Annotated in this window: 25 protein-coding genes and 2 tRNA genes; 11 read left to right on the forward strand and 16 right to left on the reverse strand. The window is 72.3% G+C overall.

The window, feature by feature from the left end:
• Positions 1-4 precede the first annotated feature (4 nt).
• The 3 genes from AB0J76_RS01305 to AB0J76_RS01315 are packed head-to-tail and all read left to right on the forward strand — an operon-like array spanning position 5 to position 3,382.
• The gene (locus AB0J76_RS01305; RefSeq protein ID WP_352321025.1) at positions 5-322 is read left to right on the forward strand and encodes a helix-turn-helix transcriptional regulator; all 318 of its coding nucleotides are present in this window, start codon (positions 5-7) and stop codon (positions 320-322) included.
• Positions 309-2,696 (forward strand): ATP-dependent helicase HrpB, encoded by a 2,388-nt coding sequence (gene hrpB / locus AB0J76_RS01310; RefSeq protein WP_352321023.1) that lies wholly within the window; start codon positions 309-311, stop codon positions 2,694-2,696. The genes AB0J76_RS01305 and hrpB overlap by 14 nt, the downstream gene beginning before the upstream one ends.
• Complete coding sequence (locus tag AB0J76_RS01315; RefSeq protein ID WP_352321021.1) at positions 2,693-3,382, forward strand: hypothetical protein; 690 nt, start codon at positions 2,693-2,695, stop codon at positions 3,380-3,382. The genes hrpB and AB0J76_RS01315 overlap by 4 nt, the downstream gene beginning before the upstream one ends.
• A 14-nt stretch (positions 3,383-3,396) precedes the next feature.
• Here the strand turns inward: AB0J76_RS01315 and AB0J76_RS01320 are convergent, their stop codons facing one another.
• On the reverse strand, positions 3,397-4,575 hold the full coding sequence (locus AB0J76_RS01320; RefSeq protein ID WP_352321019.1) for a pyridoxal-phosphate dependent enzyme: 1,179 nt from the start codon (positions 4,573-4,575) through the stop codon (positions 3,397-3,399).
• A gap of 57 nt (positions 4,576-4,632) precedes the next feature.
• Here AB0J76_RS01320 and AB0J76_RS01325 point away from each other — a divergent pair, with 57 nt between their 5' ends.
• From AB0J76_RS01325 to AB0J76_RS01335, 3 genes are read left to right on the forward strand one after another with little or no spacing between them, the layout of a single operon-like run.
• Positions 4,633-5,460, forward strand: a complete 828-nt coding sequence (locus AB0J76_RS01325) for an SPFH domain-containing protein (protein ID WP_352321017.1) — start codon at positions 4,633-4,635, stop codon at positions 5,458-5,460.
• On the forward strand, positions 5,453-5,626 hold the full coding sequence (locus AB0J76_RS01330) for a hypothetical protein (protein ID WP_352321015.1): 174 nt from the start codon (positions 5,453-5,455) through the stop codon (positions 5,624-5,626). The genes AB0J76_RS01325 and AB0J76_RS01330 overlap by 8 nt, the downstream gene beginning before the upstream one ends.
• A 19-nt stretch (positions 5,627-5,645) precedes the next feature.
• Complete coding sequence (locus AB0J76_RS01335; RefSeq protein ID WP_352321014.1) at positions 5,646-7,085, forward strand: amidase; 1,440 nt, start codon at positions 5,646-5,648, stop codon at positions 7,083-7,085.
• Here the strand turns inward: AB0J76_RS01335 and AB0J76_RS01340 are convergent.
• From AB0J76_RS01340 to AB0J76_RS01355, 4 genes are all read right to left on the reverse strand, one after another.
• The gene (locus tag AB0J76_RS01340; protein WP_352321012.1) at positions 7,082-7,927 is read right to left on the reverse strand and encodes an aldehyde dehydrogenase family protein; all 846 of its coding nucleotides are present in this window, start codon (positions 7,925-7,927) and stop codon (positions 7,082-7,084) included. The two genes, AB0J76_RS01335 and AB0J76_RS01340, sit on opposite strands and share 4 nt — an antisense overlap.
• Before the next feature lie 179 nt (positions 7,928-8,106).
• The gene (locus AB0J76_RS01345; protein ID WP_352321010.1) at positions 8,107-9,525 is read right to left on the reverse strand and encodes an aldehyde dehydrogenase family protein; all 1,419 of its coding nucleotides are present in this window, start codon (positions 9,523-9,525) and stop codon (positions 8,107-8,109) included.
• An 84-nt stretch (positions 9,526-9,609) separates the two neighbouring features.
• Complete coding sequence (locus AB0J76_RS01350; RefSeq protein ID WP_352321009.1) at positions 9,610-12,465, reverse strand: AAA family ATPase; 2,856 nt, start codon at positions 12,463-12,465, stop codon at positions 9,610-9,612.
• A 105-nt stretch (positions 12,466-12,570) separates the two neighbouring features.
• Positions 12,571-12,717: a hypothetical protein gene (locus tag AB0J76_RS01355; protein ID WP_352321007.1), complete on the reverse strand. Its 147-nt coding sequence runs from the start codon at positions 12,715-12,717 to the stop codon at positions 12,571-12,573.
• Positions 12,718-12,926: 209 nt separating this feature from the next.
• On the opposite strand from AB0J76_RS01355, the gene deoC reads away from it, so the two are divergent.
• Both deoC and AB0J76_RS01365 read left to right on the forward strand, forming a co-directional pair.
• On the forward strand, positions 12,927-13,856 hold the full coding sequence (gene deoC, locus AB0J76_RS01360; protein WP_352321005.1) for a deoxyribose-phosphate aldolase: 930 nt from the start codon (positions 12,927-12,929) through the stop codon (positions 13,854-13,856).
• A 59-nt stretch (positions 13,857-13,915) separates the two neighbouring features.
• A complete protein-coding gene (locus AB0J76_RS01365; RefSeq protein ID WP_352321003.1) occupies positions 13,916-14,551 on the forward strand; it encodes a hypothetical protein in 636 nt (211 codons plus the stop codon).
• Here the strand turns inward: AB0J76_RS01365 and AB0J76_RS01370 are convergent.
• From AB0J76_RS01370 to AB0J76_RS01405, 8 genes are all read right to left on the reverse strand, one after another.
• Positions 14,548-15,114 carry a TMEM165/GDT1 family protein gene (locus AB0J76_RS01370; protein WP_352321001.1) on the reverse strand — a complete coding sequence of 189 codons (567 nt, stop codon included), beginning with the start codon at positions 15,112-15,114 and terminating at the stop codon, positions 14,548-14,550. The two genes, AB0J76_RS01365 and AB0J76_RS01370, sit on opposite strands and share 4 nt — an antisense overlap.
• 225 nt (positions 15,115-15,339) lie before the next feature.
• Positions 15,340-16,440: a UDP-N-acetylmuramate dehydrogenase gene (locus AB0J76_RS01375; protein WP_352321000.1), complete on the reverse strand. Its 1,101-nt coding sequence runs from the start codon at positions 16,438-16,440 to the stop codon at positions 15,340-15,342.
• Between the two features lie 147 nt (positions 16,441-16,587).
• Positions 16,588-17,493 carry a hypothetical protein gene (locus tag AB0J76_RS01380; protein ID WP_352320998.1) on the reverse strand — a complete coding sequence of 302 codons (906 nt, stop codon included), beginning with the start codon at positions 17,491-17,493 and terminating at the stop codon, positions 16,588-16,590.
• A 99-nt stretch (positions 17,494-17,592) separates the two neighbouring features.
• The gene (locus AB0J76_RS01385; protein WP_352320996.1) at positions 17,593-18,021 is read right to left on the reverse strand and encodes a MaoC family dehydratase; all 429 of its coding nucleotides are present in this window, start codon (positions 18,019-18,021) and stop codon (positions 17,593-17,595) included.
• A 1-nt stretch (position 18,022) separates the two neighbouring features.
• Positions 18,023-18,472 (reverse strand): MaoC family dehydratase N-terminal domain-containing protein, encoded by a 450-nt coding sequence (locus AB0J76_RS01390; RefSeq protein ID WP_352320994.1) that lies wholly within the window; start codon positions 18,470-18,472, stop codon positions 18,023-18,025.
• A 198-nt stretch (positions 18,473-18,670) separates the two neighbouring features.
• On the reverse strand, positions 18,671-18,835 hold the full coding sequence (rpmG, locus tag AB0J76_RS01395; protein WP_019632658.1) for a 50S ribosomal protein L33: 165 nt from the start codon (positions 18,833-18,835) through the stop codon (positions 18,671-18,673).
• Between the two features lie 71 nt (positions 18,836-18,906).
• A tRNA-Met gene (locus tag AB0J76_RS01400) sits at positions 18,907-18,980 on the reverse strand.
• A gap of 446 nt (positions 18,981-19,426) precedes the next feature.
• Positions 19,427-19,747 carry a hypothetical protein gene (locus AB0J76_RS01405; RefSeq protein WP_352320992.1) on the reverse strand — a complete coding sequence of 107 codons (321 nt, stop codon included), beginning with the start codon at positions 19,745-19,747 and terminating at the stop codon, positions 19,427-19,429.
• A gap of 233 nt (positions 19,748-19,980) precedes the next feature.
• Between AB0J76_RS01405 and AB0J76_RS01410 the strand changes: the two genes are divergently transcribed.
• Entirely contained in the window at positions 19,981-20,526 is a 546-nt protein-coding gene (locus AB0J76_RS01410) for a hypothetical protein (protein ID WP_352320990.1), read from the forward strand.
• Between the two features lie 277 nt (positions 20,527-20,803).
• Positions 20,804-21,016, forward strand: coding sequence for a hypothetical protein (locus tag AB0J76_RS01415; protein ID WP_352320988.1), 213 nt, complete (start codon positions 20,804-20,806; stop codon positions 21,014-21,016).
• 62 nt (positions 21,017-21,078) lie between these two features.
• On the opposite strand, the gene AB0J76_RS01420 is transcribed toward AB0J76_RS01415, so the two are convergent.
• The 3 genes from AB0J76_RS01420 to AB0J76_RS01430 form a co-directional block, all read right to left on the reverse strand.
• Positions 21,079-21,258, reverse strand: a complete 180-nt coding sequence (locus AB0J76_RS01420; RefSeq protein WP_352320986.1) for a hypothetical protein — start codon at positions 21,256-21,258, stop codon at positions 21,079-21,081.
• Positions 21,259-21,406: 148 nt separating this feature from the next.
• Positions 21,407-21,479 (reverse strand) — tRNA-Thr (locus AB0J76_RS01425).
• Between the two features lie 40 nt (positions 21,480-21,519).
• Positions 21,520-21,750: a transposase gene (locus tag AB0J76_RS01430; RefSeq protein WP_352320984.1), complete on the reverse strand. Its 231-nt coding sequence runs from the start codon at positions 21,748-21,750 to the stop codon at positions 21,520-21,522.
• A gap of 133 nt (positions 21,751-21,883) precedes the next feature.
• Here AB0J76_RS01430 and AB0J76_RS01435 point away from each other — a divergent pair, with 133 nt between their 5' ends.
• Entirely contained in the window at positions 21,884-22,519 is a 636-nt protein-coding gene (locus tag AB0J76_RS01435; RefSeq protein ID WP_352320982.1) for a hemerythrin domain-containing protein, read from the forward strand.
• The last annotated feature ends 6 nt before the right edge of the window (positions 22,520-22,525 follow it).

A 22,525-nucleotide genomic window follows, 5' to 3' on the forward strand; every position in this document is an offset into this window, starting at 1 on the left:
CACCATGCGCCTGCTACCGCACCCCGCGAAGGAGGACATCCAGCTCACCGAGGTCCTGCGTGCGCTCGCCGACCCCGTCCGGCTGGAGATCGTGGTCCGCCTGGCCACCCTCGGCGAGATGACGTGCACCGCCGCGGGCGACCATCTCGGCGTCCACAAGTCGACGGCGTCCCACCACTACCGCTCGCTGCGCGAGGCCGGCGTGATCGTCTCCAAGCAGGAGGGCCGGCTCAAGTACATCAGCCTGCGCCGCGGCGACCTCGACGAACGTTTCCCCGGCCTGCTCGACTCCGTGCTGTCGGCCTCGCATGCCCCCGCCTGACCGGCTGCCGATCCACGACGCGCTCCCCGAGCTGCTCGCCACGCTGGAGCGCCACGGCACGGCGGTGCTCACCGCGCCGCCCGGCACGGGCAAGACCACGGTCGTGCCCCTGGCGCTGGCCGAAACCGGGCTGCGGGTGCTGGTCGCCGAGCCCCGGCGGCTGGCCGTCCGCGCGGCGGCCCGGCGCATGGGCGTCAGCTACACGATCCGCGGCGAGCGGCACACCGGGGCGAACCCCATGGTCGAGGTCGTCACCACCGGCGTGCTGCTCCAGCGGCTCCAGCGCGACCAGGAGCTCGCCGGGGTCGACGCGGTCGTCCTCGACGAGTGCCACGAACGCCATCTCGACGCCGACACCGCCCTCGCGTTCCTGCTCGACGTGCGCGAGACGCTCTCCCCCGATCTGCGGCTGCTGGCCACCTCGGCCACCGCCGACGCGGCCCCCTGGTCACAGCTGATCGGCGGGCCCGTGGTGGCCGCCGCGGGGACGGCTCATCCCGTGGAGACCGTGTGGGCGCCGCCGGAGCGTCCGGTCGCGCCGCCCCACGGCCTGCGCGTCGATCCGGCGCTGCTGTCGCACGTGGCCGCGGTGGTCCGGCGGGCCTGCGCCGAGCGTGACGGCGACGTGCTGTGCTTCCTGCCCGGCGTGGGGGAGATCGCCAGGGTCGCGGGGATGCTGGGCGACCTCGACGTGCTCCAGGTGCACGGCCAGGCGCCGGCGCGCGTCCAGGACGCCGTCCTGTCGCCCGGGGCCGGCCGCCGGGTCGTGCTGGCCACGTCGGTGGCCGAGTCGAGCCTGACGGTGCCGGGCGTCCGCGTGGTGGTGGACTCGGGGCTGGCCCGGGAGCCCCGTACCGACCACGCCAGGGGGCTCGGGTCGCTCACCACGGTCAGGGTCTCGAAGGCGTCCGCCGACCAGCGCGCCGGCCGCGCCGGGCGCGAGGCCCCCGGGGCCGTGTACCGCTGCTGGACGGCGGCCGAGCACGAACGCCTGGCCGACCACGCGCGGCCGGAGATCGCGCTCGCCGACCTGACCGGGTTCGCCCTCCAGGCGGCCTGCTGGGGCGACGCGGACGCGGCCGGCCTCGCCCTCCTCGACCGGCCGCCGCCCGCCGCGATGGCGGCCGCCGTCCGCACCCTTGAGGCGCTGGGCGCGCTGGAGGCCGGCCGGGTGACCGGTCGCGGGCGGCGCATGGCGCTCGCCGGCGTGCATCCCCGCCTGGCCAGAGCCCTGCTCGACCTCGGCCCGCGGGCCGCCGAGGTGGTGGCGCTGCTGTCGGAGCAGCTGCCCAGGGACGCGGGCGACGACCTCGCGGAGGTCTGGCGCACGGCCCGCAGGGGCGGCACCGGCTTCGCGGCCCGCTGGCGCCAGGAGACCAGGCGTCTCGCCCGCGCCTCCGGCCAGGAGTCGCAGGCGCGGGAGGTGGGTGACGACGCGCTGGCCGGGATGGCGGTGGCGCTGGCGTTCCCGGAACGGGTGGCACGGCGGCGCGGCGGCGGCTATCTCATGGCGTCCGGCACACAGGCCCAGCTCGCCGAGGGCTCCAGGCTGTCCACCGCGCCGTGGCTGGCGATCGCCGTCGCCGACCGGCCCACGGGCTCGGCCTCGGCCCGCGTGCGCCAGGCCGTGGTGATCGACGAGGAGATCGCCAGGCTGGCCCTGCCCGTCACGGTCGAGGAGGAGGTCGCCTGGCGGGTGCCGCCGGGTGAGCGGCGCGGCGACGTGTCGGCCCGCGTGGTCGAACGCCTGGGCGCGATCGAGCTGTCCGCCACGCCGCTCAAGGACGCCGACGTACGCCCCGCCATCCTGCACGGCCTGCGCACCGAAGACCTCCTGACCTGGACGAGGCAGGCGAAGGACCTCAAGGACCGCCTGACCTTCGCCCACCGCGCGATCGGCCCCCCGTGGCCCCCCACCGACGACCTGATCGCCCTGGCCGACCAGTGGCTGGAGCCGGAGCTGTCCAGGGCCCGCCGCCGGGCCGACGTCGAGCGCATCGACGTGGCCGCCGCCCTGCGCCGCCTGATCCCGTGGAGCGAACGCCTGGAGAACGTGGCCCCCGAACGCGTCGAGGTGCCCAGCGGCTCGCAGATCAGGATCGACTACTCCGGCGAGCAGCCGGTGCTGGCGGTGAAGCTGCAGGAGCTGTTCGGCTGGCAGGAGACGCCGCGGATCGCCGGCGTCCCCCTGCTGGTCCACCTGCTCTCCCCGGCGGGCCGTCCGGTGGCGGTGACCGCGGACCTGGCCTCGTTCTGGCGTGAGGGGTACCGGTCCGTACGGGCCGAGATGAGGGGCCGCTACCCTAAGCACCCATGGCCGGAGGACCCGCTCACCGCGCCGCCGACCCGCCGCGTCAACCGGAGCAGACCTTGATCGACGAAGCCGTCCGCGACAACGCCGCCTGGTGCGACACGATGTGCCGGGCGCACGGCCGTCCCGGCGTCTTCGGGCCGCTCGCCTGGACCAACCCGGCCAGGACGCCCGTCCTGTACCCCGACGCCGTCACGCTCTCCCCCGACGCCGGGCCGGCCGACGTGCTCGGCCACATCGACGCGGGCTCGGGCGCCTCGGTGAAGGACAGCTTCGGCACGCTCGACCTGCCGGGCTTCGACGTGCTGTTCACCGCCCAGTGGATCGCCCGGCCCGCTCCGGACGCGCCCCGGCCTCCCCTCCGGGCGGCCACCGGCGACCCCGTCGTGTGGGAGGTGGCCGCCGACCCCAGGGCGCTGGAGGAGTGGGCGCAGGCCTGCTTCTCCGGCGGCGCGCCCGGCCTGTTCCCGCCCGCGCTGCTCGACGAGCCGCAGGTGCGGCTGGTGTGCGGCCGCATCGGGGCCGACGTGGTCTGCGGCGCGGCGCTCAACGCGAGCGGCACGGTGACGGGCGTCTCGAACGTCTTCGCCTCGGGCTGCGACGAGTCCGCCGCCTGGGAGGGCACGGTGGCGATGGCGGCCGAGCTGTTCCCCGGCCGTCCGCTGGTCGGCTACGAGAGCGACCCGTCGGCCGCACTCGCCCACGGCTTCACCACCCTCGGGCCCCTCCGCATCCTGCTCAAGCCCTGACAGACCGGGCGCGGTCAGTCCGTCAGGTCGGCCACCGTCAAACCGGTGCGGACCGGATGGGTCGCCTCGCCCACCCCCATGTCCTTGAACCCGCTCGACGTGCCCACGCACACCACCGGCCCGTCGAAGTCCCGGCGCAGCTTCCGGTAGCCCGCCAGGCCCGCCGCCCCCGACAGCTCCTGCCAGACGCCCTGCCGCGCCAGGTCCCGCTGGGCGGCGCGCATCTCGTCGTCCGTCACGAGCACCGCCTCGCCGCCGCTGTCGCGCACCGCCAGCACGCCCCGGTAGCCGCCGACCGACCCCGCGATCCCGTAGGCGCGGCTGGCCCCCAGCTCGACGACCGCCGCGGGTGAGCCCTCGGCCAGGGCCCGCGCGTTGGGGCCGCCCGCGGCCGGCTCGCAGGAGAACATCCGCGGCACGTCCCCGGACAGCCCGAGCAGCCGCAGCTCGGTGAAGCCCTTCCACATCCCGAACAGCAGCTCGGCGTACCCGGTGGGCGCGAAGACCGCCGCGGGCGCCCGCCGGAGCTGCAGGAACAGCTCGTACGCGATCGTCTTGTAGCCCTCGGGGCCGAACGGGTGGCCGGTGTGGGTCACGGTCTGGTTGCTGACCGGGTGGTAGCCCAGCCGGTCCACGACCTCCCGCAGCAGCGGCCACCGCTCCTCCGCCGGCACGGAGAACACCTTGGCCCCGTACGCCCGCACGAACGCCTGCACGCCGGCCGGCGAGTCCGCCGAGGCCAGCACGATGGCCGGCAGCCCGGCGCGGGCGGCGTACGCGGCGGCCGAGGCGCCGTGGTTGCCGGACGAGGCCACCACCACCCCTGCCGCCCCCTCCGCCAGGGCCGCGCTGACCGCCACCCGGTTCAGCCGGTCCTTGTGCGACCAGGTCGGGTTCCGGGACTCGTCCTTGACGTAGATCCCGTCGAACTCCAGCAGCGGCGTCCCGCCCTCCCCCAGCGTCGGCGCCTCCAGGGACGGCAGCAGCGGCGACCACCGCGCGATGTCCGGCCCCGGCTCCTGGTCGAACAGACCCTTGTCCAGGCGCGCGTAGTCGTAGACGACCTCGACCGGATAGGCCAGCTCGGCGGTGCTGGTGCGCGGGCAGCCCCTCGTGAGCGGCGGGGACAGCGGGAACTCGATCGAAGGGTCACCCAGCGAGCGCTGGCGGATGGCAAGTGAAGATCCGTTCACGCGCATGGAGTTTATATGGCTATCATGGTGATATCACTTCGATAGCAAGGAGTCGCGATGGAACGTCGTGCTTTCCGGGTCAACGGATTCCTCGTCCTGCTTGTCCTCCTCCTGCTGGGCGGCGCGGCGCTGGTCTCGATCGAGACGCTCGGCATAGCCTGGATCGTGCTCTTCGCGCTCGTGGCCTCCGGCTTCACCGTGGTCAACCCCAACGAGGCCAAGGTCGTGCAGTTCCTCGGCCGCTACGTCGGCACGGTCGACGTGGCGGGGCTGCAGTGGGTCACGCCGTTCACCACCAAGCGCCGCATCAGCCTCCGGGTGCGCAACTTCGAGACCGCCAAGCTCAAGGTCAACGACGCCGACGGCAACCCGGTCGAGATCGCCGCGGTGGTGGTCTACAAGGTCACCGACACGGCCAAGGCCGCCTTCTCCGTCGACGACTACGAGGAGTACATCGCGATCCAGTCCGAGGCCGCCGTGCGCCACCTCGCGACCACCCACCCGTACGACTCGCACGAGCCCGAGCGCACCAGCCTGCGCGACGGCGCCGAGGTCGCCGGCGAGCTGACCGCCGAGCTGCGCGAGCGCACCGAGCTGGCCGGCATCGAGATCCTGGAGGCCCGCATCACCCACCTGGCCTACGCGCCGGAGATCGCCCAGGCCATGCTGGTGCGCCAGCAGGCCAGCCAGGTGGTGGCCGCCCGCACCAGGATCGTCGAGGGCGCGGTCGGCATGGTCCAGCTCGCGCTCGACCGGCTGGCCGCCGAGGGGGTCGTGGAGCTCGACGAGGAGCGCAAGGCCCAGATGGTCTCCAACCTCCTGGTCGTCCTGTGCGGCGACCGGGCGACCCAGCCGGTGGTGAACGCCGGCAGTCTGTATGCCTGAGCGCAAGAAGCTCCTGCTCCGCCTCGACCCGGCCGTCTACGACGCCATCGCCAAGTGGGCGGCCGACGACCTGCGCAGCATCAACGCGCAGATCGAGTTCGCGCTGCGGCTGGCGTTGAAGGAGGCCGGGCGGGAGCCCGGCAGGGGCTCTCGCAAGGAAGAGTGAAAACCTGCACACTCTAGACATGTTGTGGGCAGGCAGGACCGCCATCGAGATCGCGGCGGCCGTCCGGCGCGGCGACGTCACGGCCACGACCGTCGTGGCGGAGCACCTTCGCCGCATCTCCGAGCGGGATTCCCGGGTGGGCGCCTTCCGGCTGGTCAGGAAGCAGGCGATGAACGAGGCGCGGGCCGTGGGCGACCGCCGCGACCTCGCCGACCTGCCGCTCGCCGGGGTTCCGGTGGCGGTCAAGGACAACCTGGAGGTGGCCGGCGAGCCCACCCGCGGCGGCTCGGCGGCCACGTCCGGCGCGCCCGCCCGGGAGGACCATCCGGCCGTGGCCCGCCTGCGCGCGGCGGGCGCGGTCATCGTCGGGCTGACCAACCTGCCGGAGCTGGGGCTGGTCGGCTTCGGCGACAGCCCGTACGGCGTCGTGCGCAACCCCTGGAACCTCGCCCGCACCGCCGGCGGCTCGTCGTCGGGCAGCGCGGCGGCGGTGGCGGCCGGGATGGTGCCGATCGCGCTCGGCAACGACGGCATGGGGTCGCTGCGCATCCCGGGCGCCTGCTGCGGCGTGCTGGCCGTCAAGCCGGGCACGGGCCTGGTCCCGCCGCCCGCCGACGACTGGGACGGGCTCACCGAGAACGGCCCGCTCGCCACGACCGCGGCCGACCTGTCGCTCGCGCTGTCCGTCCTGGCCGCTGACCCGGCGCTGGCCGAGGCGTGGCGTACCGGCCACCGGGTCGAGCCGAAGCCGCGCATGCTGCGCTCGGTCTGGGCCGACGACGAAGAGGTGTGGGAGCCGCAACCGCCGCAGGACAGCCCCGAGCCGTTCGACCTGCGGGTGGCCTACGCCCCCCAGCCGATGCCGCCGGGCCTGCCCGTGGACCGGGAGTTCCAGGCGGCGGTGCGAGCGGCCGCCGAGACGTTGCGGCACGCCGGGCACACCGTCGTCGAGCACCCGCACCGCCTGCCCGCCTGGCTCGGCCCCGCCGGGGTGGCCACCTGGCTCGGCCGGGCCGCCGCCGCCGTCGACGGCCTCGATCCGCACGCGCTGGAACGGCGTACCCGCGCGCTGGCCCGCGCCGGCCGCGCGCTCACCAGGATCGGCCTGGACGGCCGGCGCGGCCGCGAACGCTGGAGCGGCTACGGCGCCGACACCTGGTTCGGCGACGCCGACGTGATGATCACGCCGGCGCTCGCCGCCCTGCCGCCGCGCGCCGACCGCTGGGGCGGGCGCGGCCTGCTGGCCAACCTGCTGGCCAACGTCAGGTACGCGCCCACCACGGCTGCGTGGAACCTGTGCGGCTGGCCCGCGATGGCCGTGCCGGTCGCCACGCACTCCAGCGCGCTGCCGATCGGCGTGCAGCTCGTGGCGCCGCCGGGCGGCGAGCCGCACCTGCTGGCCCTGGCCGCCCAGCTCCAGGCGGCCCACCCGCCGCTACGCCCGCCCGGCTTCTCCTAGACGCCGGCCGGGTGCCAGACGGTCTTGGTCTCCAGGAACCGGGTCATCCGGCCGAGCCCCGGATCGGCCGTCCAGTCCTCGCGCACGGGACGCAGCACGCGCTTGAGGTTCTCGGCCGCCTCCTGCTCGCAGCGCAGCGCCAGGTCGGCGTCCTCGACCCCGGTGAGGTCGAGCGCGTTGACGTCCATGTGCGCGGCCAGCCAGGGCGCCAGCTCGGCCTGCTGACCGGTCAGGATGTTGACCACCCCGCCCGGCAGGTCGGACGTGGCCAGCACCTCGGCCAGCGTGATCGAGGCGAGCGGCGAGGGCTCGGAGGCGACCACGACGCACGTGTTGCCGGTGACGATCACCGGCGCCACCACGGACACCAGGCCGAGCAGCGGATCGGCGGGCGCCACCACGGCCACGACCCCGGTCGGCTCCGGCGAGGACAGGTTGAAGTACGGCCCCGCCACCGGGTTCGCCGACCCGCGCACCGCCGTGATCTTGTCGGACCAGCCCGCGTACCAGACCAGCCGGTCGACCGCCGCGTCCACCGACTCAAGGGCGGCCTTCTTGCCCAGGCCCAGCTCCTCGGCGAACTGCCCGCGCCGCCCCTCCAGCATCTCGGCGACGCGGTAGAGGATCTGCCCCCGGTTGTAGGGGGTCGCGCCGGACCAGCCGGGGAACGCCTTGCGCGCGGCCACCACGGCGTCGCGCGCGTCCTTGCGCGAGGCGCGCGAGGCGTTGGCGAGGAAGTCGCCCTTGGGCGAGGTCACGGGATAGGACCTCCCACTCTCCGAGCGCGGGAAGGCCCCGCCGATGTACAGCTTGTAGGTCTTTCTGACGGACAACCTACTCATCGCCCCGACCTCTCCACGTGGACTCCTGCGACGTCTGGACCGGGGCGAACACCTGGCCGCACCTGCTGACGCCGCAGCGGTGGGCGTACCAGCCGACGCGTACGGGCCGGCCGGCGCGGGCGAAGGCGTGCCCGCGGGTGGCCTGGGCACGCCGCCCGGACCGCCCGGAACGGCGATGATCACACGTCAAGGTAGGCCTCCAGCCCGGCGAGCCCGCCCTCACGGCCGTACCCCGACTCCTTGTAGCCGCCGAACGGCGAGGTGGGGTCGAACTTGTTGAACGTGTTGGCCCAGACGACCCCGGCCCGCAGCCGGTCGGCCATCCACAGGATGCGCGAGCCCTTCTCGGTCCAGACCCCGGCCGACAGCCCGTACGGGGTGTTGTTGGCCTTCTCCACGGCCTCGGCCGGGGTGCGGAAGGTCAGCACGGACAGCACCGGCCCGAAGATCTCCTCCCGGGCGATCCGGTGGGACTGGGCGACCCCGGTGAACAGGGTGGGCGGGAACCAGTAGCCGCGGTCGGGCAGCTCGCACGCGGGCGACCAGCGCTCGGCGCCCTCGTCGGCCCCGGCCTCGGACAGCTCGCGAATCTTGGCGAGCTGCTCGGCCGAGTTGATCGCGCCGATGTCGGTGTTCTTGTCCAGCGGGTCGCCGAGCCGCAGCGTGCCGAGCCGCCGCTTCAGCGCCTCCAGCAGCTCGTCGTGGACGGACTCCTGCACCAGCAGCCGGGAGCCCGCGCAGCAGACGTGGCCCTGGTTGAAGAAGATGCCGTTGACGATGCCCTCGACCGCCTGGTCGACGGCGGCGTCCTCGAACACGATGTTCGCGGCCTTGCCGCCGAGCTCCAGCGTGAGCTTCTTGTCGGTGCCCGCGACCGCGCGGGCGATGATCCGGCCGACCTCGGTCGAGCCGGTGAAGGCCACCTTGTTCACGTCGGGGTGGGCCACCAGGGCGGCGCCGGTGTCGCCCGCGCCGGTCACGATGTTGACCACGCCGGGCGGCAGCTCGGCCTGCCGGCAGATCTCCGCGAACAGCAGCGCGGTCAGGGGGGTCGTCTCGGCGGGCTTGAGCACCACCGTGTTGCCGCAGGCCAGCGCGGGAGCGATCTTCCAGGCCAGCATGAGCAGCGGGAAGTTCCACGGGATGACCTGCCCGGCCACCCCCAGCGGCTTGGTGCCGAACCCGGCGTAGGCCAGCTTGTCGGCCCAGCCCGCGTAGTAGAAGAAGTGGGCCGCGACCAGCGGCAGGTCGACGTCGCGCGACTCGCGGATGGGCTTGCCGTTGTCGAGGGACTCCAGGACGGCCAGCTCGCGGGCCCGCTCCTGGATCAGGCGCGCGATGCGGAACAGGTACTTGGCCCGCTCGGCGCCCGGCAGGGCGCTCCACACGCCGAACGCCTTGCGCGCCGCCTGCACGGCCCGGTCGACGTCGTCGGAGGAGGCCGAGGCGACTTCCGCCAGCTTCTCCTCCGTCGCCGGGTTGACCGTCTTGAAGGGGGAGCCGGAGCCGTCCACGAACTCACCGTTGATGAACAACCCGTACGACGGCTTGAGATCGACAATGTCGCGCGACTCTGGCGCGGGTGCGTAGTCGAACATCGCCGTCACGCCAGGGTGAGGTATAGGGACATCACCTTGCCAGCGTAGACGGTCGGTCCGAGTGCTCAGAGGGGCCCGGAGCTCCTAGGACAGGAGTGACAGGCGATGCGCCGCCGCGGCGGCCTCTCCGCGCGTGGTGACACCCAGCTTGGCCAGGATGTTCGAGACGTGCACACTGACGGTTTTCGCCGAGATGAACAGTTCGGCGGCGATGTCGCGGTTGGTGCGGCCCTGGGTCACCAGGCGCAGCACCTCCAGCTCACGCGGCGTCAGCAGCTCCGACGGCGTCTCCTGGGCCTGCGGGCCGCCGCCCACGCGGCGCGACAGCGCCTCGATCTCCTCGGCGAGCGGGGTGGCGCGCAGCGCGGCGGCGAGCGGACGCGCCTGCCGGAGCCTGGACGCCGCGCCCTCCCTGTCACCGCTCCTGGCCGCGACGCCGGCCGCCCGCAGCAGCGCCTTGGCCTGGTTGTGCGGCCGCATCAGCCGCTCCCACGCCGCCGCCGAGGCGTCGAAGTCACCGCTGTAGGACAGCCGGTACGCCTCCGCCACCGGCCCGCTGATCGTCAGCTCGGCCGCCACTTCCGCGGCGTGCGCCCGTACCGCGGCGGTCCGGCCGGGTTCGAGGTCCTCCGCCGCGTCGCAGACCGTGCGCAGCAGGGAGAGCAGCCGCCAGCCCAGCATGGCCTTGCTCGGCAGCCTGGGATGCGACAGCGCCCGCTCGGCCACGGCCAGCGCCGCCCACGGCTCGCCCTTGAGCAGGTGCCAGCCGATGTGCAGGCGCGCGTTGCTGATCACGTCCTGGACGAAGTCCTCGGGACGGTCCTTGAGCACGCCGATCTCCGACAGGATGCCCTCGACGTGCTGCAGGTCGCCCCTGGCCAGCCCGATGTCGGCGCGCACGCGCAGCAGCGCGTACTGGGTGCGCAGGACGGGCCCGTAGTTGAGCGCGCTGTCCACGAGGTCGAGCGCCTCGTCCCAGCGGCCGAGCGACTCCAGCGCCTCGGCCCAGTTGTTGAGGATGAACAGCCCGCTGCCGCGCAGCCTGCCGTACTTCTTGGCGTACTCCCAGCCCTGCTCCGACAGGCGCAGGGCCTCCTCGGCGCGGCCCATGTCGATGAGGGAGTCGATGTTGTTGCCGATCGCCCTGATGATGATGCGGCCCGAGCTCTCGGTCTTGCCGAGCGCCATCGCCTGCTCGTTGACGGCGATGACCTGCTCCAGCTCACCTCTGAGGGAGTGGCCGAGCGCCAGGTTCATCAGCAGGTCGCCTTCGAGGCACTTGTCGCCGGACCGCCTGACCAGGTCGAGGCCCTCGTGGATCAGCTCCTCGCCCTCGGCGATCTGGCCGCGGAGCATGAGCTGCCTGCTCAGCGGCATGACGACCTCCGCGCGCACCGGGCCCGGCTCGGGCACCAGCCGCAGCGCGTGCCGGAGCAGCTCGATCACGCCCATCTGGCCCTTGGACGCCTTGAACGACGCCTGCCGCACGATGAGCTGGGCCACCCGGCCCGGCTCCTCGGTCTCGTCCAGCTCGGCGAGGGCGGCCTTGACGAACTTCACGCCCTTGTCCACCTCGCCGCCGGCGTTCGCGGCCTCGGAGGCGCGTTCGAGCACGGCGGTGTGGTCGACGCCGATGCGCCGGGCGGCGTCGGGGACCCGGTCCCAGAGCATGAGCACGCGTTCCAGCAGCGGCACGGCCTCGGTGTAGGCGTACGCCTTGAACGACTTCTGCGCGGCCTCCCAGGCCGAGACCAGGGCCCAGAGGTCGTTGCGGGCGCCGTACCAGTGGTGGGCCAGCTCGACGGCGGCCCGGCCGGGCGGGACGAGCGAGCGGTCCTTGGAGATCTCCTCGGCGTACCGGGAGTGCAGGCGCTGGTGCTCGCCCGGCAGCAGCTCCTCGTGCACGGCCTCCTGGATCAGCGCGTGCCGGAAGACGTAGGCGCGGTTGTCGGCGATCTGCAGCACGTTCCCGGCGATGGCGGGACGCAGCGCCGCCTCCAGCTCGATCTCGGACAGCCCGCTGACGGCGGCCAGCAGCGCGTGGCCCACCCGGTTGCCGCCGGCCGCGGCCATGCGCAGGACGCGCTGGGTGTCCTCGGGCAGCCGTTCGACGGCGCTGAGGATGAGGTCCTGCATGGACTCGGGGAACGTGCAGTCCTCGCCGCCGTCGAGCAGCGCCTCCACGAACAGCGGAATGCCCTCGCTGCGTTCGTAGACTTTCTGGACCTTCACATATTCCGGCGCGGCGCCGAGGATGCCGGCCATCTGCGCGGCCACCTCGTCGCGCGACAGCCGGGGCAGGTCGAGGCGGTGGACGCCGTTCACCCGGCCGAGCTCGGCCAGCACGGGGCGGAGCGGATGTTGCCGGTGCAGGTCGTCGGAGCGGTAGGTCATGACGATGAGCACCTGCGGGGCGTGCAGGTTGCGGCTGAGGAACGCGATCAGGTCGCGGCTGGAGCGGTCGGCCCAGTGGATGTCCTCGATGACGAGGACCGTGGGGCGGCTGTCCGCGAGGCGTTCGAGAAGGGTGAGGAACTGCTCGAAGAGCCGGGCGCGGCCCGTTTCCGTCTCCCCGTCGCCGCTGGGCTCGCCGAACTCCGGCAGCAGCCTGGCCAGGTCCCGCTGGGCGCCTTCGGGCAGCAGCGCGGCCACCGCGGCGGGGCCCTGCTCCCTGACGAGCTGCCTGAGCGCGGCGGTGAAGGGCGCGTAGGCAAGGCCCTCGGCCGACAGCTCCACACAGCCGCCGACCAGCACCTGCGCGCCGTCGGCCACGCAGGACTCGGCGAAGCGCTGCACGAGCCGGCTCTTGCCGACCCCGGCCTCCCCGCCCATGAGCACGGCCGTCACCGTGCCCTTACGTGCCTCGTCGAAGCTCTCTGCGAGAGCGGCGAGCTCCTCCGCCCGCCCGACGAAGACGGGACTCACCGAACGTCCCAGCATGTCGTTCAGCATGCCATGCCCTATCAATCAGTTTCGACGGGGTTTAGGGGGGTGCAGAGGCCCGGCCGCCACAACTGATGACGCGGCCGGGCTCTCTGGGGGCGGTCATGACGAACGGCGCTTGCCGAAGACCGAGCGACGCTCGGCCTTGTTTCCCTTCATCGCCTCGCGTACTCGGCGGTGCTCGGCGGCGGCCCGCCGGAGCTCGCTGGCGTGGGACTTCATGAGCTCGTACTCGAGTTCGGGGTTCACGGTGTTCTCCTGAACATTTGCTGCTTTTTCCTGACATCTTCAATGTTCGGCCTAAGGCCCGGCCCGCCACATCAGGTGGATGTCCTATCTGCGGGCGTACGCGGGGCCGGACATACCTAGGGCGGCGCCCGTCCCGCCTTAGGCGGCGTTCCCGTCCGTCCGGTTTGGAGGTAGTGGCCCTGGTCGGCGATGCTGTGAAGGTGTCAACTGTGACTACCTCGCTCGCGGACGTCGCCTCGTCCCACGCGACGCTGCGCGCCTTCCTGCACGGCCTTCCCGGAGTCGACCGGGTGGGCGCCGACCAGCGGGCGGCCATGCTCGGCACCCGTTCCATCAAGACCACGGCCAAGGCCCAGGCCATCGGCCTGGCCATCTCCATGGTCGACCTGACGACGCTCGAAGGCGCCGACACGGCGGGCAAGGTGCGGGCCATGTGCACCAAGGCCGTGCACCCGGGCGGGGGCGCCTCCAAGGTGGCGGCGGTCTGCGTCTATCCCGACATGGTGGAGGTGGCCGTCCGGGCGGTGGCCGGTTCGGGGGTCAAGGTGGCCTCGGTCGCCACCGCGTTCCCCAGCGGGCGTTCCTCGCTGGAGGTCAAGGTGAGCGACACGGCGCTGGCCGTGGCCGCGGGCGCCGACGAGATCGACATGGTGATCGACCGCGGCGCGTTCCTGTCCGGCGACTACATGAAGGTCCACGACGAGATCGTCGCGGTCAAGGCCGCCTGCGGCGCCGCGCACCTGAAGGTGATCCTGGAGACGGGCGAGCTGGCGACCTACGACAACGTGCGCCGGGCGTCCTGGCTGGCCATGATCGCGGGCGCCGACTTCATCAAGACCTCCACCGGCAAGGTGTCACCGGCGGCCACGCTGCCGGTCACCCTGATCATGCTGGAGGCGGTGCGCGACTTCCGCGACACCACCGGCCGCCAGGTGGGCGTGAAGCCGGCCGGCGGCATCCGCACGACCAAGGACGCCATCAAGAACCTGGTGCTGGTCAACGAGACGGCGGGCGACGACTGGCTGTCCCCCGACTGGTTCAGGCTGGGCGCGTCCTCGCTGCTCAACGACCTGCTCATGCAGCGCCAGAAGCTCGCCACCGGCCGGTACGCGGGCCCCGACTACTTCACCCTCGACTGACGGCGACGGCCCTCGGGCGGCTCTACGAGGTGTTCGGAGCCGTCGCGAGGCCCGCTAGCGTGCCCGGCTGCCCCCACTGCGTCGAGCCGGGCGAGCAGGCGTGCCTGCTGTCCGGCCCCGTCTCGGCGATCGAGGCCGGCTCGCTGGCCCGTTACGCGGCCAAGGCGCTCACCACGTGGGGGGACGTCCCCGCCTTCCGCTACTTCCTGCCGCGCCTGCTCGAATGCGCGGCGGCCGACGCGTTCTCCTACCCCGACCCGGAGATCGTCCTCGGCAAGCTCACCGTCGCCGGCTGGCACGGCTGGCCGGCCGGCGAACGCGCGGCCGTCACCGCGTTCCTGCACGAATGGTGGCTCGACACGCTGCGCCGCCATCCCTCCCGCCCACCGGCGGACACGGTGTTGTGCGCCGTCGCCGCCACCGGCGTCGACCTGACGCCCTTCCTCGACGCCTGGGCCGCGCTGGAGAACGAGGCGGCGATCGCCCACCTGCGCGACTTCGTCACCGACGGCCTGTCGGGGCGGCGGCTGACCAACGCCTTCTGGGATCGCGACGCCCCCGCCCACGCCCAGGTCCTCGCCTGGCTCGGCGACGGGCCCGCGGCCCGGGCGGTGGAGGCCGCCTTCGCCCGGGAGAGCCGCGAGCCGGTGCTCGGCCTGCTCGCCGACGTCCACGGACGGCTGCCGCGCTCCTAGATGAGCGCCTCGACCAGCAGGATGACGCCGAACACCGCGAACGCGGCGGCGGCGCCGTACCGGATGACCTTCTCGGGGAGGTGCTTGCCGAGCAGGCGGCCCACCAGGATGGCCAGGGCGTCGGCGGCGACCATGCCCACGGTCGAGCCGATCCACGTGCCGACCCAGCCGTGCTGCGTGGCCAGGGTGATCGTGGCGAGCATCGTCTTGTCGCCCAGCTCGCTCAGGAAGAACGCCACGGTCACCGCGACCAGGACGTTCCTGGTCGTCTTGCGGGCCTTGTCCTCCTCCTCCTCGGTCAGCTCGTCGCCCCGCAACGTCCACAGGGCGAACCCGAGGAAGGCGATGCCGGCCACGATCGAGATGGCCGTCGTCGGCAGCGCCTTCCCGACCAGCCCGCCCACGGCCACGCTCAGCAGGTGCACGACGGTGGTGGCGATGGTGATGCCCGCAAGCACGGGCCAGGGCTTGAAACGGGTGGCGAACGTCATCGCCATGAGCTGGCTCTTGTCACCGAGCTCGGCCACGAAAATGACCGCGAGACTGATCCAGAACGCTTCCAACCGGTCCTCTTTCCCGCGACCAGACCGGAAGCAGGCACCCGGGGGATCTTCGGGCACGACTTTCGGCCCGGCAGCGTCTTTGTCCATGACTGCCAGGCCGAAGGTCTCGTCCGCCCGTCAAGGCCCGTGTGACCGGGCGCGATCACGCGCCAGTATGTCGATCACACGATTGGGACTACTCCCCTTCGGAATTACCAACACACCATAACAGCCCACGTGAAGCCGTCATTCCGCCGGCTGTTCCCCCGGCTCGGACACCGCTTCCGCCCCCGGCTCGGCCCCCGGCTCGGCCGCCAGTGTGCAGCCGACCAGCACCGGCTCGTTGACCAGCGTCACGCCGAACTTCTCCCGCACCCCGTCGCGCACCTCCGCGGCCAGCGTCAGCAGGTCGGCCGTGGAGGCGGCGCCCGCGGGGTTGGTGAGGGCCAGCGTGTGCTTGGTCGAGATGCGCACCGGGCCGCGCTCGTAGCCCTTGGGGAAGCCCGCCTGCTCGATCAGCCAGGCGGCCGGCACCTTGACGCGGCCGTCGGGCAGGTCCCAGCGGGGGTGGCCGGGAGCGCGTCCGGCCAGCTCGGCGGCCTCCTCGGCGGTCAGGATCGGGTTGGTGAAGAACGAGCCCGCGCTGCGGCTGTCGGGGTCGGCCGCCGGGTCGAAGACCATGCCCTTGCCCCGCCGCAACCCCAGGACGGCCTCACGGGCCGGCCCGAGGGGCACGCGGCCGCCGAGCTCCACCCCGAGCCGCCCGGCCAGCTCCTGGTAGGCCACCGGGCCGGACATATCCGACACGTCCAGTGCGTACGTCACGGCGAGCACCACGTGCCGCGACAGGTCCCGCTTGAACGCGCTGTCGCGGTAGGAGAACCCGCACTGACGCGCCTCCAGGTCGACCACCTGCCGGGTGAGCCGGTCGTAGGCCCGCACGCACCTGATGGTCTGCGCCACCTCCTGGCCGTACGCGCCGACGTTCTGGATCGGCGTCGAGCCCACCAGGCCCGGGATGCCGGACATGCACTCGATGCCGGACCACCCCTCGGCCACGGCCCGCTCGACCAGCGGATCCCAGTCCTGGCCGGCCTCGACCGTGAGCAGCACCTGCTCGCCGTCCCTGGAGACCGTCACGCCCTCGGTGGCCACCTTGACGACCAGGCCGTCGAAGCCTTCGTCGCCGATCACCACGTTGCTGCCGCCGCCGAGCACCAGGGTCGGCACGCCGTTCATGTCGGCCTCGGCAACGAGGGACACGAGCTGCTCCGCCGTGACCGCCTCGGCGAAGTCGCGGGCGGGGCCGCCCAGGCCCAGGGTGGTGTGCGACGCGAGCATCTCCATGGCCACCAAGCTTATGAGCCCCCCAGCCCCCACGACACCGTCCCGAACCCCCTGCGGCTCCCACAACCGCAACCACCCCCCACCCTCCCACCCGTGCACGCGCCCGCGCCGACGCCGCCGATCGGTTCCCGGGGGGCGAGGGCGGGGTCAGCTGTGGAGGGGCTGGTCGCTGCGGCGGGTGGAGTCGAGCCGGCGGACCGGGAGCGGACCCTCGGGCACCACGAGGCCGCCTTCCAGCGCGTGCGAGAACTCCCGGTCGGCCTCCTCGCCGCGCTCCGCGCCCTCGGGGAAGGCCCCCAGCGCCGCCGCCCTGCGCACCGCCATCAGGTCGCAGCGCAACGCCCCCACCCTGCCGGGCTCCTCGGCCTCGGCCGCCTGCCACCCCGCCGCCACCGCCCCTTCCACGATGGCCGCCACCAGCGGCGTCAAGGCGTCCCCCGTCAGCGCGAGCGAGGTCTCCATCAGCACGTGCACCTCGGACTCGTCCAGCCGCAACAGCTTGGTACGGCTCTCGCCCCACCCCGCCGTGCCCCCGGCCGCCCGCGAGGTCTCGGCGACGTGCCACACCACCATCCGCTCCGGATGCCGTTCGGCCAGCTCGTCCAGGACGTCTCCCGCGCCGTCGACGTTCCCCAGGTCGAGGGCGAGGATCCGGGCGTGCGTGTGCTCGATCACCGACTGGACGCACTCCAGCACGTCCCCGGGCCGGCCGTCCACCAGCAGCCCGGCGGAGACCGTCACGTCCTTGGTCTCGACGCGCTGGCGCTCGGTGTTGACGCCCAGGTCGTCCATGCGGTTCGTGGCGAGGGTGCCGTCCCAGACGCGCTGGGCGTGCAGCATCGTGTCGTCCGGGTCGCCGTGCTGGCCGGGGTCGCCGGAGAAGCCCAGCGCGGCGGCGGGGTTCCCGTGCGCGCCCGCACCCCTGGGCCGGGCGCGGCCCGTGCCGACGCCGGTGGCCGAACCGCCCGTGGTGTCCCGTCCGGTGCCGCTGCTGCCCCCCACCTGCTCAGGGGACGCCGGACGCAGGTGAGCGGGAGGCTTGGCATCGGTCACGGACGACACGGGGATGGAACGAACGGTGGGCCAGACCTGTCGCGCAACTTCACTCATAACAACACGGGCTACCCGCGACCCGCCCGACATATCACGGGATCAGGAGAGCTGTACCACCGCACGCGCCTTCGACAGGACCTTCGCGTCGCCCGCCTTGGCCGTCAGCCCGACGACCACCCGCTTGTCCTCCAGCTTCTCCTCGACGACCCCGCTCACCGAGATCGTCGCGCCCTGGTCGTCGTCCGGCACGATCACCATCGACGAGAAGCGCACGCCGAAATCCAGCACGGCGCCCGGATCGCCCGCCCAGTCCGTGACGAACCGGCCGGCCTGGGCCATCGTGAACATGCCGTGCGCGATCACGTCGGGCAGCCCGACCGTCCGGGCGAAGCGCTCGTTCCAGTGGATCTGGTTGAAGTCGCCGGAGGCGCCGGCGTACATGACCAGGTTCAGCCGCCGGACATTGTAGCCCACGGCCGGGAGCTCCTGCCCGACCTCGACCTCGTCGTACCTCACCGTGGCCGCCATCTCAGCCCGCCCCTCCGCGCTCGACGATCGTGTTGTAGGTCGTGCAGACCGGCTCTCCGGCGACCGTCGTCACGTCGCTCCTGATCGTCAGCAGCTCGTTGCGTCCGGCGCTCCTGATGTCGGTGATCGTCGCGGTGGTGACCAGCTCGTCGCCCGCGCAGACGGGCCTGACGTACTCGAACCGCTGCTCGCCGTGGACCACCATCGCGAGGTTCAGGCCCAGCTCGGGGTCGACCAGCGCCTCGCCGCCCGCCTGCAGGCTGAACACGATGGGGAACGTGGGCGGCGCGATCACGTCGGGGTATCCGGCGGCCCTGGCGGCCTCCCTGTCGCGGTAGACCGGGTTGTTGTCGCCGATCGCCGCCGCGAACTCCTTGATCTTCACCCGGCTGACCTCGTACGGGGCGGCGGATGGATAGGTCCTGCCCACGAAGTCACGGTTCAAGGCCATCAGTGCTCCCTCGGATGTCTTCAACGAGCGCTGCTGAGCCAGACGGTAACAGAACAAGGTTCGGCTGTCGCCGCTCATGGCGTGCTTTTTGCCGGGGCCCGGGTCAGCGCCTAGAAAGACGCCTCAAAGCAGGGAGAACACGACAAACCGGCGCCCCGTCCGGGACGCCGGTTGTGCGATATGGAGGCAGAAGTACCGCTAGCGGGTTTCGCGGTGCGCGCGGTGGCAGCGGCAGTTCGGGCAGTACTTCTTCAGCTCAAGCCGATCCGGGTCGTTGCGCCGGTTCTTCCGCGTGATGTAGTTGCGGTGCTTGCACTCCTGGCAGGCCAGCGTGATCTTCGGCCTAACGTCGGTGGCAGCCACTTGGGAGTGCCTTTCTACGTTCGGGACATGGACACACCCGTACCCAGGCCGACCGACCTGGGATTGGGTAGTAGCGGAGGCCGGACTTGAACCGGCGACACAACGATTATGAGCCGTTTGCTCTGCCTGACTGAGCTACTCCGCCTTGGCCGGAAACTCCCGGCCCGTAGAGGATACCCGAAGCTGGGAGCACATTAGTAACTCACCTGATCGGGTGGGGTGCTACCAGTATGCCCCAGGAACCTCCGACAACCGAAATCCGATCATGCCACCTGGGTCTCGCCTGGGGAATCACCCGCGGAGGCCACCGCCACACTAGCAGCCCCCCTTTGCCGGCGCGAACCTCCGGACCAGGCACGCAGCGACGAACGCACACCCGCTGCGCCCGTCCTCGCGGTGGTCCGAAGGGCTCCCCGGCGGCCGCCGGCGACGCCCGTCCGTACGGCGAACGGGCGTGCCCCCGGCGAACGCCGGCGGCGCGCCTCCACGCGGTGGGCGGACCCGCGCGGATGAGGATGGGCGACCCCAGGGTGGGCGTGAGGGGGCGCGGCGGACCCCCGTGCGACCGCACAGGGGGGCTGGGGCGGGGGGTTACGACTGGCGTTCGTCCACGCCTACGGCGCCGACGCCGCTGCCCCAGCTTGCGCATTTGCCCTCGGACCTGCCCGAGGCCCCGGGCCCGAGCGTGATCCACGGACCGACGACGTCCGGGCTCCAGCCGCACGTGATCACGGCCCGGTAGACCCAGGTCTGGCCGGTCGGGTTGTGGCAGTCTGCGCGGCCGACGTAGCCGTCCTCCGGGGCCCGGCCGCTGTTGCACTGGAGGCTGCCGGCCGAGGCGGGGGCGGACGGGATGACAAGCCCGGATAGGACCGCGGCGACGCCGGCGGCGAGTGCCAGTTTCCTGTTCATGTCGTCTTCCTCTTCTGCTCGTTCTGCTTGAGCTGCTCGGGGTTTCGGCGCTGGTGTGCGCTCGATTGCCAGGAAAGCGACCGGGCGCCGGTGTCCAACAGCAGGGCGGACAGACTCGTCCGGAGTCGTCCACGCGCGAGCCCGACTCGGACGTCCCGAAATCCCTCCGGACACGTACGGTCATCGTTCGTACACTGGCGGGCAGGAAGAAGGCCGGGTCGGGGAGAGGGGCGATGGGCGAGGACCAGGAAGGCGCGGAACCCGGCGTGGAGTCGGTGAGCTGTCACGAGGGCCTGGCGAGGCTGCTCGCCGAGCAGTTCGCGCGGGCGGACGTGTCGTTGCGGGAGCTCCAGGCGCGGGCGGACACGGCGGGCGGACCCCGGCTTCCCCAGGCCACCTGTGCGGACATGCTGGCCGGACGGCGGTTTCCGAACAAGGCCGTGATGGTGTCGTTCCTGCTGGCTTGCGGGGTTCCCGAGCATCGGGTGCCGGAGTGGGAGCGGGCCTGGGAGCGCGTACGGACCAATCGCATGCCCCCGTCCGGCTTCCAGCTCACCCGGACGGCGCTGTCCCTCGGCGTTCCGCCCTTCGAGCATTCCGGGGTTCTCGACGTCGCCTCCGTCCGTCCGCACGCCGATCCCCTCGGGGGCCTGCCTCAGCCGGGCGTCGCGCCTCCTGCGGTGCTGAACCAGGCGGACACCGTGCCCGTCGCCGGCCCCATCGCGCCTGGCCCGCCGCCCCTTCCACCAGCGGCACTCTCTCCGCCGACGGGCCCCTGACCAAGCCCCCAGTCGCAGACCCCCTGGCCGACGCAATTCCGGCCGACAGTGCCCATCCGACGCGCGTCCGATGACTCGCCGCCGGGACGCCGACATCTCCGTGCAGCAGGGAACGCCGCCGCCGGCGAGCTCGCGTAACGCCACTACGCCGGGCAAGCGAAAGCTCCGGACGCTTCCCCGCGTCCGGAGCTTTCGGGTGTGGGCAACCAACCCTCACCGGCCTCCTGCCCGACGGTCCACATTCTATGCTTTTGTCCGTTTTGCGTAGAGTTGTGGCGTGACACGCTGGCACGGCCCCCGCGGCATCCTCGTCGAGATCATCACGCTCGGCGCGAGGCAGCGCATCAAGGTCACCCAGACCGTGAACGGCCGCCGCTACCTCCTCGGCTACTACGGCACCATCGCCCAGATCGTCCACCACGTGGACCTCGCCGACCTGGTCGAGGTGATCGACCTCCCCGCCTTCGCGTCCCGCAGGGCCAGAACGTGAGCAACCGCACGACACGAAAAAGCCGCCCTCCCCGCACGGGAAGAGCGGCTCGCCCGCAGGACCTACAGGTCCTTGCACCACATCCATTTGCCGTCGATCAGGCATTTGTGCCAGCCGTCGTTGGCCGGGTTCCACGCGTAGGCGGGACTGCTCGCCACGCTGATCGTCAGCACGGTCGAGACGGAGAGCAGGATCAGAGCCAGCGCCCGGCGTACACCACGGGCCGCGAACATGTTTCTCATGACCGTCATGGAACACGCCCGCCCTTGGAGCCTTCTTGGGGCCGGCTGAAGCCCCACGACAAGCGCCGCCCAACCCGCACAACCCGCACAACGAAAAACGCCCGGCTCCAAGTCACCTTGGCCGGGCGTCATATCCGCTCATTACAAGAGCCCCCAAACGGAATCGAACCGTTGACCTTCTCCTTACCATGGAGACGCTCTGCCGACTGAGCTATAGGGGCCTGTCCGCTCGCTGCGGACAGGTGTAACCATACACGGCACTCAGCCATGATGCGAACTCGTACGGGCCTCCACCGCGCCGCCGGATCCGCGGCGCGCGGCGAGATCGACCACCTCGCACAGATCGGCCAGGTCGACGAGCGCGGCCACCTCCGCCACCGAACGGCAGTCGGCGACCAGCCACCCGTTCCTGCGCACCCGCAGCACCTGCCGGCCCGCCCGCATCGCCGGCACGACCTCGACGCCGTCGAGGCCGACCCATCGCCTGTCCATAGCGGCACACCCTAGCCGCCGGGTCTCTCAATTTCCGTCCGCCACAGGCGTTACCGCCATGCCAAGTCGGCACCAAGAGGTGTCTAAGAGCGGCGTCCCACTCTGGTGCCAAACGGACAGAAGGAGCACCGAAATGGCACCCAACATGCTCGGATTCCGCATCACGCACCGGGCCATGCGCGGGGACACCCGTCGTCTGGCCGAGGTGATGAGCGCGATCGCCGCCGGCGAGCAGCGGGCCGGTCAGGAGCGGCTGCGGGCGATCGCGACGTTCACCGCCAAGCTCTGCGCGGGCATCCACCACCACCACCAGGCCGAGGACAACGTGTTGTGGCCGGTCATCGTGCGCTCGGCGGGCGCGGAGGTGGACCTGAGCGACCTCACCGACGACCACGCGGCGCTCGACCCGCTGCTGGAGGAGATCACGACGGCCGCGGTCCAGCTCGGCTCCGACGGGCAGGCGGCCCGGCGGATGGCCAAGTCCCTGGCCGCGCTCGCCGACCTGCTGGACGAGCACATCGAGGAGGAGGAGCGGCTGATCTTCCCGGTCGTCGCCAAGTACGTCTCGGAGGCGGACTGGCAGAAGGTCGAGACCGAGGTCAGGAAGGGCGGGGACGCCCGGTTCGACCTGCCGAGGATCGCCCAGTACGCGCGGCCGGAGGAGCTGGCCGAGCTGCGGCGCCTGGCCGGGCCGGTGCTCGTGGTGCTGCTCGCGCTCATGGGCCGCGGCCACCGGCGCCGCCAAAGCCTGATCTTCGGCACGCCGTGAGCCCTC

Origin of the sequence: Nonomuraea sp. NPDC049624 (genome assembly GCF_040675255.1) — a bacterium.
GTDB lineage: Bacteria > Actinomycetota > Actinomycetes > Streptosporangiales > Streptosporangiaceae > Nonomuraea.